The 17,778-nt window shown below is 72.9% G+C and carries 17 protein-coding genes; 13 read left to right on the forward strand and 4 right to left on the reverse strand.

All coding sequences use genetic code 11. From position 1 onward, the window contains the following. A partial coding sequence (locus tag DQ384_RS37185) for a M28 family metallopeptidase (protein WP_147269044.1) occupies window positions 1-1,342 on the reverse strand: 1,342 nt, incomplete at its 3' end. Window positions 1,343-1,909: 567 nt separating this feature from the next. After that, window positions 1,910-2,794: an aldo/keto reductase gene (locus DQ384_RS37190; protein ID WP_245967051.1), complete on the reverse strand. Its 885-nt coding sequence runs from the start codon at window positions 2,792-2,794 to the stop codon at window positions 1,910-1,912. A 371-nt stretch (window positions 2,795-3,165) separates the two neighbouring features. Between DQ384_RS37190 and DQ384_RS37195 the strand changes: the two genes are divergently transcribed. Then, window positions 3,166-3,378: a hypothetical protein gene (locus tag DQ384_RS37195; protein WP_147269045.1), complete on the forward strand. Its 213-nt coding sequence runs from the start codon at window positions 3,166-3,168 to the stop codon at window positions 3,376-3,378. Window positions 3,379-3,519: 141 nt separating this feature from the next. Here DQ384_RS37195 and DQ384_RS37200 read toward each other — a convergent pair whose 3' ends face one another. After that, entirely contained in the window at window positions 3,520-3,912 is a 393-nt protein-coding gene (locus tag DQ384_RS37200) for a hypothetical protein (RefSeq protein ID WP_114033580.1), read from the reverse strand. Between the two features lie 125 nt (window positions 3,913-4,037). On the opposite strand from DQ384_RS37200, the gene DQ384_RS37205 reads away from it, so the two are divergent. From DQ384_RS37205 to DQ384_RS37260, 12 genes are all read left to right on the forward strand, one after another. Beyond that, window positions 4,038-5,003, forward strand: coding sequence for a GNAT family N-acetyltransferase (locus DQ384_RS37205; protein ID WP_245967052.1), 966 nt, complete (start codon window positions 4,038-4,040; stop codon window positions 5,001-5,003). A 188-nt stretch (window positions 5,004-5,191) separates the two neighbouring features. After that, window positions 5,192-6,220 carry a LacI family DNA-binding transcriptional regulator gene (locus DQ384_RS37210; protein ID WP_114033581.1) on the forward strand — a complete coding sequence of 343 codons (1,029 nt, stop codon included), beginning with the start codon at window positions 5,192-5,194 and terminating at the stop codon, window positions 6,218-6,220. Continuing rightward, window positions 6,217-7,143 (forward strand): carbohydrate ABC transporter permease, encoded by a 927-nt coding sequence (locus DQ384_RS37215; RefSeq protein WP_114033582.1) that lies wholly within the window; start codon window positions 6,217-6,219, stop codon window positions 7,141-7,143. The genes DQ384_RS37210 and DQ384_RS37215 overlap by 4 nt, the downstream gene beginning before the upstream one ends. A 1-nt stretch (window position 7,144) precedes the next feature. Continuing rightward, window positions 7,145-7,963, forward strand: a complete 819-nt coding sequence (locus DQ384_RS37220; protein ID WP_114033583.1) for a carbohydrate ABC transporter permease — start codon at window positions 7,145-7,147, stop codon at window positions 7,961-7,963. Window positions 7,964-8,012: 49 nt separating this feature from the next. Beyond that, a complete protein-coding gene (locus DQ384_RS37225; protein ID WP_114033584.1) occupies window positions 8,013-9,338 on the forward strand; it encodes an ABC transporter substrate-binding protein in 1,326 nt (441 codons plus the stop codon). After that, entirely contained in the window at window positions 9,335-10,354 is a 1,020-nt protein-coding gene (locus DQ384_RS37230; protein WP_114033585.1) for an ADP-ribosylglycohydrolase family protein, read from the forward strand. The genes DQ384_RS37225 and DQ384_RS37230 overlap by 4 nt, the downstream gene beginning before the upstream one ends. A gap of 18 nt (window positions 10,355-10,372) precedes the next feature. Next, the gene (locus tag DQ384_RS37235; protein WP_114033586.1) at window positions 10,373-11,344 is read left to right on the forward strand and encodes an ADP-ribosylglycohydrolase family protein; all 972 of its coding nucleotides are present in this window, start codon (window positions 10,373-10,375) and stop codon (window positions 11,342-11,344) included. Beyond that, window positions 11,341-12,582 carry an ADP-ribosylglycohydrolase family protein gene (locus DQ384_RS37240; protein WP_114033587.1) on the forward strand — a complete coding sequence of 414 codons (1,242 nt, stop codon included), beginning with the start codon at window positions 11,341-11,343 and terminating at the stop codon, window positions 12,580-12,582. The genes DQ384_RS37235 and DQ384_RS37240 overlap by 4 nt, the downstream gene beginning before the upstream one ends. After that, window positions 12,579-14,012 (forward strand): ADP-ribosylglycohydrolase family protein, encoded by a 1,434-nt coding sequence (locus DQ384_RS37245; protein WP_245967053.1) that lies wholly within the window; start codon window positions 12,579-12,581, stop codon window positions 14,010-14,012. The genes DQ384_RS37240 and DQ384_RS37245 overlap by 4 nt, the downstream gene beginning before the upstream one ends. Before the next feature lie 19 nt (window positions 14,013-14,031). Further along, window positions 14,032-14,922 (forward strand): ribokinase, encoded by an 891-nt coding sequence (locus tag DQ384_RS37250; RefSeq protein ID WP_114033588.1) that lies wholly within the window; start codon window positions 14,032-14,034, stop codon window positions 14,920-14,922. Window positions 14,923-15,047: 125 nt separating this feature from the next. Further along, window positions 15,048-16,154, forward strand: a complete 1,107-nt coding sequence (locus tag DQ384_RS37255; RefSeq protein ID WP_425451553.1) for a CaiB/BaiF CoA transferase family protein — start codon at window positions 15,048-15,050, stop codon at window positions 16,152-16,154. Between the two features lie 16 nt (window positions 16,155-16,170). Then, on the forward strand, window positions 16,171-17,040 hold the full coding sequence (locus tag DQ384_RS37260) for an HpcH/HpaI aldolase/citrate lyase family protein (protein ID WP_114033590.1): 870 nt from the start codon (window positions 16,171-16,173) through the stop codon (window positions 17,038-17,040). A 278-nt stretch (window positions 17,041-17,318) separates the two neighbouring features. Here DQ384_RS37260 and DQ384_RS37265 read toward each other — a convergent pair whose 3' ends face one another. After that, a complete protein-coding gene (locus tag DQ384_RS37265) occupies window positions 17,319-17,666 on the reverse strand; it encodes a hypothetical protein (protein WP_181871627.1) in 348 nt (115 codons plus the stop codon). Window positions 17,667-17,778 lie beyond the last annotated feature (112 nt).

Raw genomic sequence — 17,778 nt, forward strand, 5'->3', positions numbered from 1 at the left:
TGTCGTTGCGGAAGGTGCGGGTACCGCCGGTGCCCTGCACGGTGAGCGTGTACGACGCGGTGTGCGTGGCGGTCTCACCGGTGCCGGTGACGGTGAGGCCGTAGGTCCCGCCCGGGGTGGACGCGGAGGTGGAGATGCTCAGCGTCGAGGAGCCGCCCGAGGTCACCGAGGTCGGGCTGAAGGTCGCGGTGGCGCCGCTCGGCAGGCCGGCCACCGACGAGAACGTCACCGTCTGCGCGGTGCCCGCGGTCGTGGTGGTGCCGATCGTCGTCGAGACGGACTGGCCCGCGGTCACGGTCCCCGAGGAGGGGGTCGCCGAGATCGAGAAGTCCCGGCTGGAGGGGGTGCCGACGGCCTGGGTCCAGATCGCGTACGCCGCCGCGTCGCCGGCCCGGTCCAGGACGGTGTCGTTGATGTTGGCCGTGGTGTCGCAGGACCGGTGGTAGCACGAGTCGTACGCGCGTCCCGACGTGCCGCCCCACTTGCTCGCCTGCGCCGCGGTCTTCACGGCGCTGGCGCCCGCCGCCACGCCGGAGGTGGCGATGCCCGCGTTGCGGAAGGAGGCGTCGTCCGAGCGGTTGGCGCCCTCGGTGTTCTCCTCAGGCTGCAGGCCGAGGTTGGTGTAGAACGCCCGCAGGTCGGCGGCGGCCGTGGTGGTGATGTTGTTGATGAAGTAGCCGCCGTTGGGCGAGCCCACCATGTCGTAGTTCAGGTACTGCTTGATCTTCGCGCGCTCGGTCGTGCTCAGCGAGTTGACGTAGGCGCGCGACCCGAGCAGGCCCTGCTCCTCGTCGCTCCACCAGCCGAACCGCACGTGCTTGGTCATCGTCGGGCGCTGCGCCGCCAGGGTCAGCGCGATCTCCAGCAGCATCGACGAACCCGAGCCGTTGTCGTTGATGCCGGGGCCGGCCGAGACGCTGTCCAGGTGGGCGCCGGACATGATGACCTGGTTGGCGTCGCCGCCGGGCCAGTCGGCGATCAGGTTCGGCCCGGCGCCGCTGGTGCAGCCCGGCGTGCAGGCGACGCGCGCGGTGGTGTACCCGGCGGCCTGCAACTTCTGCTCGACGTAGGCGACCGACGCGGTGTAGCCGCTGGTCGTGGACCTGCGGGTGCCGCCGTTGGCGTTGGCGATGCTCTGGAACTGGCTCAGATGGGCCTTGATGTTCGTCAGGCTGATGTCGGGCGCCGCCGCGAGTGCCGTCGTGCGGCCGAGGGGGGCACTGAGGGTTGCGCTGTTCCCGGTGGCACCCGGAGGAGCCTGGGCGATCGCGGGGGTCGCGGACGCCACCAGGCCCGACAGGGCCAGGGCGGCGGTCACCGCGAGGACGAGCTTGCGCCTCATGCGCGAATTCCTTTCTCGGCATCCCGCTGCCGCGTGGTTCGCCGTGTACGCGGGCAGCGTTCATCGCGCCGTCGTGAATCGGTGGTGAATCGGCGGACGGCGTGATGGGGCGGGACTGGGGGGTGGAGGACTTGTGCGTGACGGTAGGGCCACGGGAAGGCGCCGTACATCCGTAGCGGCATCCGTATTCATACGGAAAAGCCCCGGAACCGGCCCGGCGAGGCGGCATCACCCCCCGCCACCAGCAGGCGAGTGAAAGCCGGATGCGGCTTCAACGCCGGCACGCCCGAAATTCCGCACCGCGTACACGAGGCCATAAGAAAGCGCGCGAGTGGAAATGAAATCGGATTTCGACTCGCTTTGCGGCCCGCGGATTCGCACGGCACGGGCGGGCGTCGCCGGGCGGTCCGGATCAGCGGGGGAGCGCGGATTTGCGGTGGCGTACGGCCGCCGTTCCGCCGAGTTCACCGAGCGGTTCGGTGAGCGGCGCCGGACGATGTGAAGCCGTTCCTCGCGGTGGCGAGATCACCGTCCGGCGCGCCTGCGGCCGCTACGAGCCGCTCGTCCCTATGCCCCTTCCGGGGCTGTGAGCAGCGCCATGTCCTCCTCGTCCAGGGCCAGGCGGCCCGCGGCCATGTTCTCCTCCAGGTGGGCGAGGGACGCGGTGCCGGGGATCTGGACGATCGAGGGCGAGCGGGCCAGGCCCCAGGCGATGGCGACCTGGAAGGGCGTCGCGCCGTGGCGCGCGGCCACCGCGTCCAGGTTCTCGCCGGACAGCGGGGCGTGGCCGCCGCCGAGCGCGAAGAACGGCATGTACGCGATGCCGAGGTCCGCGCACGCGTCGGCCAGCGCCGCGTCCCGCTGGTCCAGCACGCCGAAGCGGTTCTGCACCGCGGCGACCGGGGCGATCGCGCGGGCCTCGTCCAGCTGGGCACGCGTCACGTTGCTGACGCCGAGGTGGCGGATCAGGCCCTCGTCCCGCAGCCCGGCGAGTACGGCGAAACGCTCGCCGATCGGGTCGGCCACATCACTCTGAAGGCGGCCCACCCGCAGGTACACCAGGTCCAGCACGTCGACGGCGAGGTCGCGCAGGTTCCGCTCGACCTCGGCGCGCAACTGCCCGGGCGTGGCCTCGGCGTACATGTGGCCGGTCTCGTCGCGCAGGGGGCCGACCTTGGTGGCGATGGTCACGTCCGCCGGGTACGGGTGCAGGGCCGTGCGCAGGATGTCGTTGGCGCGGCCCGTGGGGGAGAAGTAGAACGCGGCGGTGTCGATGTGCCGTGCCCCGAGCTCGACGGCGCGGCGCGCGACCGCCACGCTCGTCTCCAGGTCGATCGGCGGCCTGTTCCAGCGCCCTGGAAGCTGCATGGCGCCGAAGCCCAGCCGGGGGATCGTCAGCGTGCCGCCCAGCTCGTAGTTGTTCGCTGCGGAGTTCGTCGCTCTAGATGTCACTTTCATGAGCATGGCGCTCGAAACGGACGTAAGCCAAATCCGCCGCGCGCAATCGACGTGCCGCATCGGTGCGACGGCGCGTCCCCGTAGGCGGGGGTGCTCTGCGGTGGGCGGCCCTGAGTCACGGGCTCGGCGTCGAGGCCGGTTTCCTCGCGAACCTGGCGGAGTAGCCGGGCAATGATGCCCTCGTCGTGTCCGCAACCTCACGGTCGAAGGCCTTCGCCGTGCGGTTCAGGGCGGCAAGGCGTCTTCTACGATGTGGTCCGTGGCTACGTGGTGCCGCGTGCGAACGGCTACATGGCGACGGGTGGAAAGATGACCAAGGAGCAATTCGACGCTCGGTGCGAATGGAACAGGGGTGGGAATTGGTGATGGCCACCCTAAGCCGCGGAGAGGACGCGAAGTATCGGTGGGAGATCTCGGATCGGGAGTTGACGCTGGTCATCAGCAGCCTGATCGACTCGTTGACGCGAAACTCCCCGGAGGAGATCAACTATTTCTTCGGCTGGAATGCCCCCGAGATCACGCGGTTCGTCGAGGACACTAACCGGCAGGTGGCCGAGCTGGAACGAACAGGGGACTGACCGCGGGCGCCGGGCAGGTGGTCCGCGGCTCGTCACCTGTCAGCGATATCGGTGACCAGGGAACGTGCCGAACCGGCCGAAAGCGGAACGTGCCGGGCCGTTCATGGGCGCACCCCGACGGTGGGGGCGGCGGCGTGATGTCTACCGGTCGCGCCGCCGCAGGTGGCGCGCGAACAGGATGAGGGCGAGGCCGAGCAGGATCTGGCCGCCGAGGACGATGCGGTTGACGTCGATCACCGGCTCCCACCGGGCCTCGCCGTCCTTGATGACGTAGGCGCCCACCGGGCGCGCGACCGCGCTTCCGCCGCCGCCCTCGCCGCCGTCCGTGGCGAAGTCGGTGCTGACCTCCGTGCCGGTTCCTGCTGTGCCGCCGTCCCGCTCATCGGGGCCGGTCCCGCGACGTTCGCCTCGGCCGAAGCCGCCGGCCGTGCGGACGGTCAGGACGGGGATGACCGTGACGCCGTCCTTCTCGTACGGATCCCCGTACACCCGCCGAGCGCCGGACAGGTGTTCGAAGAACTGCCGCGCGTCCATACCGGCCTCCGCGTTTGATGATCCACCCTGATATGGCCATCATGCCGCACGCAATGCCGGGCGCGGTGGCCGGCGCCAAGTCCCCACTCAGCGTCCGGCAAGTCACCCTGGTTAGAACAACAGGCGTGAAAGCACATCAGAACCCGGCCGACGCCGGCGTGAGCGCGTACGACGTCCGCCGCCCCGACGCGGCCGACGTGCCGGCGATCCACCGGCTGGTCGCCGCCTGTGACACCGAGGTGCTCGGCCGTCCCGACATGACCCAGGACGACGTGGCCGACGCGCTCGCCGACCCCGGCCTGGACCCCTCCCGCGACGCCTGGCTGCTGCGCGGGAGCGACGGCGGCGAGGACCCCGTGGGCTGGGGGTACGCCGTGCGGCAGGGGTCCGGCGGGGGAGTGGAGATCGAGGTCTACGCCCGGGACCCGGAGGCCGGCGCCTGGCTGTGGCGGACGGTGCTCGGGCGCGCCCGGGAGATCGCCGCGGAGCTCGGCCTTCCCGCGGCCGTCGTGGACATCGGCGTCTACCGGCAGGACGAGGGCAAGCGGGCGTCGGCGCGCGCGCACGGGTTCGCCCCGGCGACGAGCTTCCACCGGCTCAGGATCGAGCACACCCGGCCCGACCCCGGCGGCATCCCCGGCGTCACCGTCCACCCGGCGTCCGGCCTGGAGGAGCTCATGCGGGCCGCGCACCGGATCCACCAGGAGGGCTTCGCCGAGCACTTCGGCTTCGTCCCCAAGGAGTACGACCGGTGGAAGGAGGACTTCGAGGCGTCCGCCACCCACGACTGGTCGCAGTTGCTGCTGGCAGAGGCGGACGGCCACCCGGCCGGGATGCTGCTCGGCAGCGACATGTTCGCCGCCGACGAGAACCACGGGTACGTCCGCATCCTGGCCGTGCTGCCGGAGTTCCGGGGACGGGGCATCGGGCGGCTGCTGCTGAGGCACGCCTTCGCCGCCGACGCGCGCCGGGGCCGCGTGGGCACGTATCTGCACGTCGACTCGGGAAACACCTCCCCGGCGCTGGATTTGTACCGGTCCGTCGGGATGCGCCCGGTGCTCGTCATCGACGTGTGGCGTCGCACACTCTGAGCCGGTGCCGCTGCGGACGTTTGTCCGGTATGTGATGGTTTACCCGATCGTGACTTGACGGTGGCTGTTTCGGGCATGTTTCATAACGTCATTCCGTAAACGTTTTCAGTTCCCTGACCGAACCGAGGCGTTCTGTAAACGTTTACAACGGCGCCCCCCGCGCCGTAAGCCGACGACCGAGGTGACATGTGACCGAGGAGCCGACCATCACGACGATCGCCCAGCACGCGGGCGTGTCGATCGCCTCCGTCTCACGGGTGCTCAACGGGCTCCCCACCAAGGCGGAGACCGAGCGCAAGGTGATGAGCGCGGCCCGCGAGCTCGGCTACGTCCCCAACTCGGCCGCCCGCTCGCTGAAGTCCCGGCGCAGCAACCAGATCGGCTTCGCCATGGCCGACATCGGCAACCCGGTGTACCTGGCGATGATCCGCGAGATCCAGCCGATCTTCAAGGCGGCGGGGTACCGGCTCGTGCTGCACTCCACCGACGCCGACACCGCCGACGAGATCGACGTGCTGCGTGGCCTGGGCGAACGTTACATCGACGGGCTGATCATGATCCCGCTGCGCCTGACCGGCGAGCACCTGACGATGTTCGCCGCCGCCCGCGCGCCCATCGTCGTCATCGGCTCGGTCCCCGAGGACGCGCCCGTCGACAACGTGCGGACCGACTCGCGCGCCGGCGTCCGGCTGGCCGTCGAGCATCTGCACGGGCTCGGACGTCGGCGCATCGGCTTCGTCAACGGCCCGCTCGACACCGTCCCGGGCGCGGCCCGCTCCGCCGCCTACGCCGAGGCCCTCGCCGCGCTCGGCCTGCCCTACGACCCCGGCCTGACCCAGGTCGGCGACTTCTACCGCGCGGAGGGCGCCCGCGCGGCGGCACGCCTGCTGGACCGCGTCCCCGACCTCGACGCGCTGCTGTGCGCCAACGACCTCATCGCCTTCGGCGCCCTGGACGTGCTGCGCCGCGCCGGACGGCGGGTGCCGCAGGACGTCGCCGTGGCCGGCATGGACGACACCGACCTCGCCACGCTCGCCTGGCCGCCGCTGACCAGCGTCTCGCTGGGCTCGGCCGAACGCGGGCGCGCCGCCGCCGAGCTCCTGCTCGACAAGCTGGAGAACACCCGGCGCGCGCCCCGCGTGGTCACCGTCGAACCCCGGCTCGTGGTCCGCGCCTCGACGGACCCGTCCCGCATCCCCGGAGAGGAGGCCCCATGACCCTGACCGCGGAAAGGACCCGGCCGCCCGACGCCCGTCGCCGCGGCCGCCCGACGAGCGGCGGGCGCGAGACGCTCCTGCTGATGCTGCCCGCGCTCGTCCCCGTGCTGGTCTTCAGCGTCGGGCCGCTGCTCTACGGCATGTACCTCGCCTTCACCGACGCCCGGTCCGGGCGCAACGCCGAGACGTCCTTCGTGGGCCTGGCCAACTTCGGCGACCTGCTCACCGACGGCGACTTCTGGGCGTCCTTCCGGATCGGCCTGATCTGGGCGGTGTCGGTGACCGTCCTGCAGTTCACCGCCTCGCTCGGCCTGGCGCTGCTGCTGAACGAGAACCTGCGGTTCCGCGGCTTCGCCCGCGTGCTGGCGCTGGTGCCCTGGGCCATGCCGCCGGTCGTCATCGGCCTGATGTGGCGGCTCGTCTACCACCCGAACGCCGGCATCCTCAACAGCGTCCTGCAGGACCTCGGGCTGCTCGGCCACAACGTCGACTGGCTCAACGACTTCAGCCTGGCGCTGCCCGCCGTGATCGTCGTCGGCGTGTGGACCGGCATGCCGCAGACAACGGTCGTGCTGCTCGCCGGCCTCCAGGGCATCCCCGGCGAGCTGTACGAGGCCGGGCAGATGGACGGCGCGTCGGCCTGGCGCCGCTTCTGGAACATCACGCTCCCGCAGCTGCGCCCGGTCATCGTGACGATCACCTCCCTGGACTTCGTGTGGAACATCAACCAGTTCGGCCTGGTGTACGTGCTGACGCAGGGCGGCCCCGGCGGGCAGACGCGCCTGCCGCTGCTGTTCGCCTACGAGGAGGCGTTCCGGTACGGCTTCTTCGGCTACGCCGCCACGCTCGGCCTCGCGATGGTGATCGTCGTGCTGGCCGTGCTCGGCCTCTACATCGGACGCCAGATGCGGGAGGCGAGCTGACATGCGCAGGCCCCTTCAGTACCTCGCCCTGCTCGGGTACGTCGTCTTCCTCGGGTTCCCGCTGGTCTGGCTGCTGTCCACCGCGCTGAAGACGCCGCGGGAGATGGCGAGCCTGCACCCGACGTGGATCCCGCACAACCCCGTGCTGTCCAACTTCGCCGACGCCTTCGGCGAGCAGGACCTCGTCGGCGGCGCGCTGCGCAGCCTGGTCGTCGCGACGGCCTGCTCGCTGCTGACGGTCGTGCTGGCCCTGCCCGCGTCCTACGCCATGGCCCGCCACCGCACGGCGCTCAGCAAGCTGGCCGTCGGATGGGTGCTGGTCAGCCAGATCTTCCCGTTCATCCTGATCATCATCCCGCTGTTCATGGTGCTGCGGAGTCTCGACCTGGTGAACACCCTGCCCGGCCTCACCCTCGTCCACGTCACGTTCGTCATGCCGTTCGCGCTGTGGATGCTCCAGGGGTACGTGCGGGCGGTGCCGCGCGAGCTGGAGGAGGCCGCGGCCGTCGATGGCGCGGGCCGGGTCGTCGCGCTGGTCAGGGTCGTCGCCCCGCTGCTCGCCCCCGGAGTGGTGGCCACGCTGCTGTTCGCGTTCATCTCCTCCTGGAACGAGTTCCTGTTCGCCCTGGTGGTCCTGAAGGACCCGGACGTGGCGACCCTCCCGCTCACCCTGGTCAAGTTCACCGGCGCGGAGGGCGTCGTCCGCCTCGGACCGCTCGCCGCCGCGTCGCTGCTGGCCACGATCCCGAGCCTGGCCTTCTTCGCGATCATCCAGCGGCGGCTGAGATCCGGCCTCATGGCCGGCGCCGTCAAGGGATGACGCCCGCCCCACACCCCACGGCCTGAAGCACCTTTGTAAGGAGAAGCACTTGCGTACCAGAACCGCACTCGCGGTCGCGGCGGCCGCGGTCGTCGCGCTGACGGCCGGATGCGCGTCCGGCGGAGACACCGGCGGCAGCGGCGGCACCGGTGGCGGCACGGCCGCCGAGCCGGTCAGCCTGAAGTTCCTGAGCCTCGCCTGGCAGAAGGAGTCCATCGCCGCGAACAAGGAGATCGTCGGCGAGTGGAACAAGGCCAACCCCAACATCAAGGTCGAGTACGTCCAGGGAAGCTGGGACAACGTCAACGACCAGCTCGTCACCTCCTTCGAGGCGGGCGACCCGCCGGACGTCATCCACGACGACTCCCCGGCGCTGGCCGGCTTCGCCTCGCGCGGCTACCTGATGGACCTCACCGGCAAACTGCCCGCCGAGCTCACCTCCGACATCCCCAAGGACGCCTGGGACACCGTGACCTTCGGCGACGGCAAGGGCGGCCAGGGCGTGTACGGCGTGCCGTTCCTGCGGGAGTCGCAGGTCATCATCGCCAACAAGAAGCTGCTGGACGCCGCTAAGGTGCGCGTCCCGACCCCGGACGCCCCCTGGACCTGGGACGAGTTCGCCGACATCAGCAAGAAGCTCACCAAGGACGGCTCCTACGGCGTGGCCTGGCCGCTGAAGTCCCCGGTCAACCGGGTGCTCAACCTCGGGCTCAACTTCGGCGGCACGTTCTTCCAGACCGACGGCACCAAGTCGACGGTCAAGGTCGGCCCCGAGGAGCGCGAGGTGCTCCAGCGCATCCACGACCAGCTCTACAAGGACAAGTCGGCCGACCCGTCGGCGCTCGGCATGGGCGCCGCCGACCCGTTGCCCGGCTTCTACGCCGGCAAGTACGCGCTGCTGCCCGCCGGTGTCTACCTGCGCCAGCAGGTGGCCGAGCAGGCCCCGGACGGCTTCGAGTGGGTGACGCTGCCGCCGCTCAAGGGCACCAGCTCCAACCAGGGCGCGCTCTCCCAGACGCTGTCGGTCTCCGCCGACAGCAAGCACCCGGACGAGGCCGCCAAGTTCATCGCCTACTTCCTCAACAGCGCCAACCAGGCAAAGCTCGCCAAGGGCGACTGGCTGCTGCCCACCAGCGTCAAGGCGGCGTCCGACCCGTCCATGACCACCAAGGACAACGGCTGGGACGTCGCGACCGCCTCGGCGCAGAACCTCGTCGTCGCGCCGTACCTCAAGGTCAACGGGTTCGACGAGTGGAAGAGCAAGGTCGCCACTCCCGCGTTGCAGCAGTACTTCGCGAACAAGACGACCCTGGACCAGCTCGCCACGACGCTGGTCGACGAAGGCAACAAGGTCCTGGAGCGGTACGGCAAGTGATCGAGACCCGCGCCCGGGGGTGCCTGCTCGGCCTCGCGGCCGGCGACGCCCTCGGACGGCCCGCAGAGAACCTCACCCGCGAGGAGATCCGGCGGCGCTGGGGACGGCTCACCGAGATCGAGCCCGGCAAGGGCGGCACGGATGACACCGAGTACACGATCTTCGCCGCGTCCCTGCTGTGCCGGTACGGATCCGCGCTGACCAGCGCCGACGTCGCCCGCGAGTACCGCCAGCGCGTCGTTCCCCACGCCGCCGGCCCGATGCGCGGTGCGGGCTTCTCCGAGCGCGGGGCCGTCCAGGCGCTGCTGCGCGGCGCAGAGCCGCCGATGTCCGGGCTCTGGCACCAGCACGGCTGGTCCGACGGCCTGGCCATGCGCGCCGCGCCGTACGGGATCTTCGCCGCGGGCGACCCGGCCGAGGCCGCCCGGCTCGTCGCGGCCGACGGCGTGGTGAGCAACAGCGGCGAGGGCGTGTACGGAGGGCAGGCGGTCGCGGCGGCGGTCGCCGTGGCCATGACGGGCGCGCCGCCCGCCGAGGTGGTGGAGGCGGGTCTCGCCGCCGTCCCCGAGGACTCCTGGACCTCGCGGGACCTGCGCGCCGCCGTCGCCGCGGCGGCGTCCGGCTCCGTCGAGGACCTGTACGCCGCCGTGGTCGTCCCGCACTACCCGTGGACCGACCTCGCGCCCGAGGCGGTCGCCCTCGCCTTCGCCGGCTACCTGCTCGGCGCGGGGGAGGTCGAGGAGTCCGTGGTGTCCGCGGCCAACCTCGGCAGGGACGCCGACACCACCGCGGCCATCGCCGGCGCCCTCGCGGGGGCGGGGCGCGGCGAGGCGGCGGTGCCCGCGCGGTGGGCCCGGCTGATCGGCCCGGCCGACGGGCGATGCCTGCCGGACGTCGCCGGGCGTCATGTGCTCGACGTCGCCACCGAGCTCGCCGCGGCGGCCCGCGCGTTCTCCGGCCGCACGGCGAGGAGCGGTGAGGGACGCGAACCGGGATCCGCGCTGGGACCCGGCTAGGCAGAGGGAGGGAAGACGATGTCATCGGGGGACAGGATCAGAGGCGCGTTCGCCGGGCTCGCCATCGGCGACGCGGCCGGATGGCCGTCCGCGCGGCACCGCTCGGCGCTGCTGGCACCCTGGAGCCGCAGGCTCGAACGCGAGCTGGACGCCTTCGCCGAGGAGCACGCGCTCACGACGCTGCCGGTGCCCTTCGCGCTCAACCAGCCGGTCGGGCCGCTCGCCATCGGGCCGTCCGACGACGCCGAATGGCTGGCCTGGACGGCGCTCACCGTCCACGAGGACCGCGAGGCGGCCTTCCTGCGGCTCGCCGGACGCTCCGACCTGCGCACCCGCATCTCGGTGCGCACCGCGCTGGCCAACCTGGCCGCGGGGAAGCGGCCCCCGGCCAGCGGCCACGACAACCCGCACCACTTCGACGACGCGGCCGCCGTACGGGCCGTCGCGTTCGGGGCCGCGGGTGTCGACCCGCGCGCCGACGCCTCGGTCACCAACGCGCTCGACGGCGTGCTCGCCGCCGCGGCGATGGCGGCGGCCGTCGCCGAACTGGTCTCCGGCGCGCCCATGTCGTCCGCCGTCGCCGCGGCGCTGGCCGAGCTGCCCGACGAGACCGCCATCGGCCACGCCACGCGCACCGCCCTCACGGTGGCGCGCGCCGCCGGGGACCCGTTCGCCGCGGTCCCCGCCCTGGACGCCGCCCTGCTCGACCACGTGTACAGCTACGGCGTCGCCGCCGCGCAGACCGTCGCGGTGGCCCTCGCCCTGGCCGAGGTGTCCGAGGGAGCGCTCGCCCTGGCCGTGCCCGCCGCCGCGTGCCTGCCCTCGCTCGCCGACTCCGCCCCGGCCCTGACCGGGGCCCTCACCGGGGCGGCCACCGGATACGACGCCCTGCCGCCCGGCTGGCGCGCCGCCACCCGCACACTCGCCGGCTGCGGTCTGCCCGACCTGGCCGGCGCCGACATCATCGACATCGCTGGAGGACTGGCATGACGCCGCCCGAAGACCGTCCGACCGCCCCGCCGACGGTCCCGCCGGCCGATCCACGGACGGATCTTCCGCGCGACCTTCCGGCGGACCTCGTGACCGACCCGCTGACGGACAAGGCCGTCGGCTGCGTGACCGGCGCGGCGGTCGGCGACGCGCTCGGCGGCGCCACCGAAGGCTGGACGCCCGAGCAGATCCAGGAACGCTACGGCGGGTACGTCACCGGCATCGTCCCGCCGTGGTTCGAGGACTGGCGCAACGCCCGCCCCATCGCGCCGTACCACAAGGGCGACGGGCACGTCACCGACGACACCCTCATGACCCACGCGCTCATCCGCGTGTACGAGAAGGCCGGCCGCCACCTCGACGCGTACGCCGCCGCAGACCTCCTGGTGCCGGAGATGATGGGCGAGAAGCGCTGGATTCCGGAGCTGGAGGCCGACGCGCTGCCCCTGCAACGCGTCTTCCTCGCCGAGAAATGGCTGGTCCTGCGCCTGCACTACGGCCACGTCGACCCGCGCGAGGCCGGTGTCGGCAACATCGTCAACTGCGGCGCCGCGATGTACGTCGCGCCTGTCGGCGTCGTCAACGCGGCCGACCCCGACGGCGCGTACGCCGAGGCGATCGACCTGGCCGGGGCCCACCAGTCCAGCTACGGGCGGGAGGCGGCCGGGGTGATGGCCGCCGCCGTCGCCGAGGCCATGCGTCCCGGCGCCACCGCCGACTCGGTCGTGGCCACCTGCCTGCGGCTGGCCAGGGACGGCACGCGCGCCGCCATCGAGGCCGTGTGCGACCGCGCCCGCGACCTCGGCCACTGGGAGGGGTCGTTCCCGGCGCTGCGCGCGGCCGTCGCGCCGTACGACACCGTCGCCGACACCTACCGCGACCAGGGGCTCGGCGCCCGGCGGCCCAGCCGCCTGCACAGCATCGAGGAACTGCCGCTCGCGCTCGCCTTCCTGGTCATCGCCAAGGGCGGCTACCGCGACACCGTGCTCGGCGGCGTCAACTACGGGCGCGACGCCGACTCGATCGCCAGCATGGGCGGTGCCATCGCGGGCGCCCTGGGCGGCGCCGCGGCGGTCCCGCGGGATTGGCTCGGCCCGATCGCCACGGCCAGCAGGCTCGACCTGACGTCCCCCGGCGTCGCGATCGCCGAGGTCGCGCGCCGCGTCCACACCGCCGACCTCACCCGCCGCCGCACCCACGAATCCGCCTTCGCCGCGCTGACCGGGGAGCGGGCGTGAGCGGGGCGATCCATGCCCCGGCGGACGTCCCGCTCCGGCTCACCTGGGTGCAGCCGGAGGACCTGGTCGGGCACGAGCTGCGGCAGGCGGCCGAGGACGGGCGGGATCCCGGACGGGTCGCGCGGATCGCCGCCCGCTGGCACGCCGCAGGCGGGCACGACGCGCCGCCCCGCGCCGGCGCCTCACCCCGTCCCGTCGCGCCCGAGCTGCGCGCGCTGGCGGGGGAACTGCTGGACGAGCTGGCGGCGGTCCCGTCCCCGCTTCCCGAGCCGTCCGGCCTGGAAGAGATCCGGGCGAGCGCCCCGGGCGGGTTCGACGCCGATCCGGCCGATCCGCACGCCGGCCACCACGGGCTGGACGACCGGATGCTCGGCGCGTGGCTGGGGCGGGCGGCCGGGTGCGTGCTCGGCAAGCCTGTCGAGAAGATCCCCCGTGAGGGCATCAGGGAGATCGCGGAGGCCACCGGCAACTGGCCGATCCGCGGCTGGTTCACCGCGGTCGGCCTGCCGCCGGAGGTGGCCGCCCGCTGGCCCTGGAACCGGCGCAGCGCCGCCAACTCGCTGGCCGAGAACATCGCCGGCGTGCCCGAGGACGACGACCTCAACTTCCCGCTGATCGCCCTGTCCGTGCTGGAGCGCTTCGGGCGCGGCTTCACCACGGCCGACGTCGCCACGACGTGGTTGGACGAGCTCCCCGCCGGCCGGGTCTTCACCGCCGAGCGCGTCGCGTACCGCAACCTGCTGGCCGGGATCGAACCGCCGGGCACCGCGACCTGGCGCAACCCGTTCCGCGAGTGGATCGGCGCGCTGATCAGGGCCGACGTGTACGGCTGGGCGAACCCCGGCGACCCGTGGACCGCCGCCGCGCACGCCTGGCGCGACGCCCGGCTCAGCCACACCGCCAACGGCCTCTACGGCGCGATGATGGTCGCCGCCATGTGCGCGCGCTCCCTGGCCGTCCCTGCGGGCGACCCCGCGCGCGCCGTCCGGGACGTCGTGGACGCTGGCCTGTCGGTCGTCCCCACAGGGTCGCGGCTGGCCAGGGCCGTCCGGGAGGCCGTCGCCGACGCCGAGGCGGAGTCAGACTTCGAGCGCGTCGTCGACCGCCTGTACGCGCGGCACGGCGGCCTGCACTGGGTGCACACCGTCAACAACGCGGCGCTGGTCGCGGCGGCGCTGGTCCACGGGCGCGGCGACTTCGGCGCGTCCGTCGCGGGCGCCGTGGCCGCGGGCTGGGACACCGACTCGGCCGGGGCCACGGTCGGCTCGATCGCCGGCGGCCTGCTCGGAGCCGCGCGCCTGCCCGACCAGTGGATCGCGGGTGACCGTCTGAGCACCACCCTGAGAGGCTTCGACGGCGTCGGCTTCGACGAGCTCGCCCGCCGCACCCTCGCGGCCGGACCGGGTCCGAAGGGTACGACGCGGGTGTGACGGGCAGAGAGGACGGATCATGATCTCGGTTTTCGGCAGCGCCAACATGGACCTGGTCGCGTACACCGCGACGGCCCCCAAGCGCGGGGAGACCGTGACCGGCCGGGCTTTCGCCACGATCCCCGGAGGTAAGGGTGCCAACCAGGCGATCGCGGCGGCCCGCGCCGGGGCCGAGGTGGCCTTCATCGGGGCGGTCGGCGACGACGCCTTCGGGCCGGTCATGCGCGAGACGCTCGCGTCGGCGGGCGTGGACGTCACCCGCCTGCGCGTCGCGCCCGGCTCGTCCGGGATCGCGCACATCGTCGTGGACGACGCGGGCGGCAACTCGATCATCGTCGTCCCGGGGGCCAACGGCACCGTGACCGGCCCCACCGACGGCGACCTGGAGGTGATCGACCGCTCCGACGCGCTGCTGCTGCAACTGGAGCTGCCCATGGAGGCCGTGGTGGCCGCCGCGACCCGGGCGCGCGTCCCCGTCGTGCTCACCCCCGCTCCCGCCGGGGAACTGCCGCCCGAACTGCTCGCCGCCGTCGGCCTGATCATCCCGAACGAGCACGAGGCGGCGGCCATCACCGGCCTCTCCGACCCCGAGGAGTCGCTCAAGGCCCTGCTCGACCTCGTCCCCGAGGCGGTCGTCACGCTCGGGTCCGAGGGCTCGCTGTACGGCTCGCGCTCCGGGGCGCGGCTGCGCGTCCCGGCCGTTCCGGTGACCGCCGTCGACACCACGGCGGCGGGCGACACCTTCGCGGGCGCGCTCGCGGTGGCCCGGGCCGAGGGCATGCCGGTCGAGCGCGCCCTCCGCTTCGCCGCGGCGGCCGCCGCGCTGTCCGTCCAGCGGAAGGGGGCGACCACGTCCATGCCCGCCCGGCCCGAGATCGACGCGGCCCTGCGAACGACCGTGACCCCGTGACCCCTGACCCCGTGACCCCTGAACCCGCAAGGCCTGAGCCCGCGAGCACGAGGAGTGAGATGCAAGCCCTGGAAGGCATCCGGGTGCTGGACCTGGCCACGCTGTTCGCCGGGCCGATGGCGGCGATGCTGCTCGGCGACTTCGGCGCCGACGTCGTCAAGGTCGAGCACCCGTCCAAGCCGGACCCGTCGCGCGGGCACGGGCCCGGGGGCCTGTGGTGGAAGGTACTCGGCCGCAACAAGAGGACGATGACCCTCGACCTGTCGATGCCCGAGGGACAGGACGTCCTGCTCGCCCTCGTCCGGGACGCCGACGTGGTGATCGAGAACTTCCGCCCCGGCACGCTGGAGCGCTGGAACCTCTCCTACGACCGGCTCCGCGCGGCCAACCCGCGCGTGGTCCTCGCCCGCGTCACCGGGTTCGGCCAGTTCGGCCCGTACGCCGCCCGCCCGGGATTCGGCACGCTGGCCGAGGCGATGAGCGGGTTCGCCGCGATGACCGGCGAGCCGGACGGGCCGCCGACGCTGCCGCCCTTCGGGCTGGCGGACGGCATCTGCGCCCTCGCGACCGCGTACGCGGTGATGGCGGCGCTGCGCGCCCGGGACTCCACCGGCGCGGGCCAGGTGGTCGACCTGTCCATCGTCGAGCCGATCCTCACGGTCCTCGGCGCGCAGCCCACGATCTACGACCGGCTCGGGATCGTCCCGGCGCGCACCGGCAACCGGTCCGTCAACAACGCGCCCCGCAACACCTACCGCTGCGCGGACGGCACCTGGGTCGCCGTTTCCACCTCGGCGCAGAACATCGCCGAGCGCGTGATGCGCCTGGTCGGGCGGCCCGAGTACATCGCCGAGCCCTGGTTCGCCACCGGGGCGGGCCGGGTCGAGCACGCCGACGAGCTGGACGCCGCCGTCGCCGCGTGGATCGGCGCGCGCACCCGCGCCGAGGTGCTGTCCGCGTTCGAGGAGGCGCAGGCCGCGATCGCCCCGATCTACGACGTCCGCGACGTTCTCGCCGACCCGCAGCTGAAGGCCCTGGACGCCGTCACGACCGTGGAGGACCCCGACCTCGGCCCCCTGCGCATGCAGAACGTGATGTTCCGCCTCTCGGACACCCCCGGCCGGATCTCCTGGCCCGGCCGCCCCCACAGCGCCGACACCACCGCGATCCTCACCGAGCTCGGCTTCTCCCCCTCGGACGTCGACAAGCTTCGCGAGAGGGGCGTGGTGTGAGAATGAAAGGCACGATGTGACGCTCACCTGGCTCTACGCCCCCGCCGACCGGCCCGACCTGGTGGCCAAGGCACTCGCCGGCCCCGCCGGCGTCGTCATCGTCGATCTGGAGGACGCGGTCGCCCCGGACCGCAAGGAGTACGCCCGCGCGCAGGTGGTGGCGTTGCTCGCCGGCGGGCCGCAGCCGCGCGTCGAGGTCCGGATCAACGACGTGCGCATGCCGTACGGCCAGGAGGACCTGCGGGCGATCGGCGCCCTGAGCGCGCGCACGGCGGGGATCCGCGTCCCGAAGGTCGAGTCGGCCCGGGAACTGCGCGAGGTGGCGGCGTCCCTGCCCGGCGGCGTCGTGCTCCACCCGCTCGTGGAGTCCGCGCTCGGCCTCGAACGCCTCTACGAGATCGCCTCGGCCGACCCGGCGGTGGCGAGCGTCGGGCTGGGGGAGGCGGACCTGCGCGCAGACCTGCGCGTCGCGGACGAGGCGGGGCTGGCCTGGGCGCGGTCGCGGATCGTCGTGGCGGCACGCGCCGCCGGGCTGCCCGCCCCCGTCCAGTCGGTCTACACCGACTTCCGCGACCTCGCGGGCCTGGCCGAGTCGTGCCGCACCGGACGGGCGATGGGCTTCCGCGGCCGCGCCGCCATCCACCCCGCGCAGCTCCCGGTCATCGAGGCCGCCTACCGCCCGACGGAGCAGGAGGTCACGGCGGCGAGCGAGGTCGTGGCGGCCGCCGGAGCCGGGGCCGTGGCCCTCCCGGACGGCCGCTTCGTGGACGAGGCCGTCGTCCGCCAGGCCAGGACGGTCCTGGCCGACGCGCGGCACACGCCGGAGCCGGCGACCCGCCGCAGGGACGCGCGTCTCCCGGCGCCCCGGTCCGCCGAGCAGGGGTGAGAGGACGGCGCGCTCCCGTCCCCTCGGGCCTTTCATATCAGGAGACCGTCACCAGTCGGCCGGCCCGGCACGGGGGCCGGCGGAAGGCGCCGGGTTTCACGGAGGCGTCCACAGAACCCGAAATCCGGCCTTTCTCATGGCGGCACGTGAAAGGGGTCGTCTCCACCGGGGAAACGACCCCTCCGGGTGTCATCGGCTTGTCATGACCAGGTGACAGGCCGGCTCCCGCTGACGCGTTCCGGGCGGTCCCGGTCGCGGACCGGTGCTACGAAGGCCGGTCAGAAACCGAAGCCGGTGCCGAAGCCCCCGCCGGGGAAGAAGGACGTGAAGGCGAAGTCGTCGACCAGCCAGAGGCCGTCGAGGCCCCAGCCGCCGCCGTGTCCCCCCCACTTGTGGTGATGCCCGTGGTGCCCGCCCCACTTGTGGTACCCGCCGTGGCCACCGTGGCCGCCCCACTTGTGGCCCCCGCCGTGGCCGCCGTCCTCGCCCCAGCCGTCGCCCCCCGCGACGATGGAGGCGCCGGAGACCGTGGAGGCGCCGGCGCCGGTGGCGCCCGCGGCGAGCAGGCCCCCGGTCAGCGCGGCCGTAACGGTCAGCATCGCGGCGTACTTGTTGATCTTGGGCATTGCATTTCCCCCTTGAGGACACTGGGTTTATCCCAGTAGGCGCATTCACCGGATTGACGCGAATGCCTGGGTGACTCCTGGAGAGTCTGCCCACATGTCTTATTTTCCTGGC

The organism is Sphaerisporangium album, assembly GCF_003323745.1.
GTDB classification, from domain to species: Bacteria; Actinomycetota; Actinomycetes; order Streptosporangiales; family Streptosporangiaceae; genus Sphaerisporangium; species Sphaerisporangium album.

Bases quoted from the DNA above. Each gene is read 5' to 3' on its own strand.
- DQ384_RS37195 (WP_147269045.1), top strand. From the start codon at position 3,166: ATGGCCACCCTAAGCCGCGGAGAGGACGCGAAGTATCGGTGGGAGATC.
- DQ384_RS37200 (WP_114033580.1), bottom strand. From the start codon at position 3,912: ATGGACGCGCGGCAGTTCTTCGAACACCTGTCCGGCGCTCGGCGGGTG.
- DQ384_RS37215 (WP_114033582.1), top strand. From the start codon at position 6,217: ATGACCCTGACCGCGGAAAGGACCCGGCCGCCCGACGCCCGTCGCCGC.
- DQ384_RS37220 (WP_114033583.1), top strand. From the start codon at position 7,145: ATGCGCAGGCCCCTTCAGTACCTCGCCCTGCTCGGGTACGTCGTCTTC.
- DQ384_RS37235 (WP_114033586.1), top strand. From the start codon at position 10,373: ATGTCATCGGGGGACAGGATCAGAGGCGCGTTCGCCGGGCTCGCCATC.
- DQ384_RS37240 (WP_114033587.1), top strand. From the start codon at position 11,341: ATGACGCCGCCCGAAGACCGTCCGACCGCCCCGCCGACGGTCCCGCCG.
- DQ384_RS37250 (WP_114033588.1), top strand. From the start codon at position 14,032: ATGATCTCGGTTTTCGGCAGCGCCAACATGGACCTGGTCGCGTACACC.
- DQ384_RS37255 (WP_425451553.1), top strand. From the start codon at position 15,048: ATGCTGCTCGGCGACTTCGGCGCCGACGTCGTCAAGGTCGAGCACCCG.
- DQ384_RS37265 (WP_181871627.1), bottom strand. From the start codon at position 17,666: ATGCCCAAGATCAACAAGTACGCCGCGATGCTGACCGTTACGGCCGCG.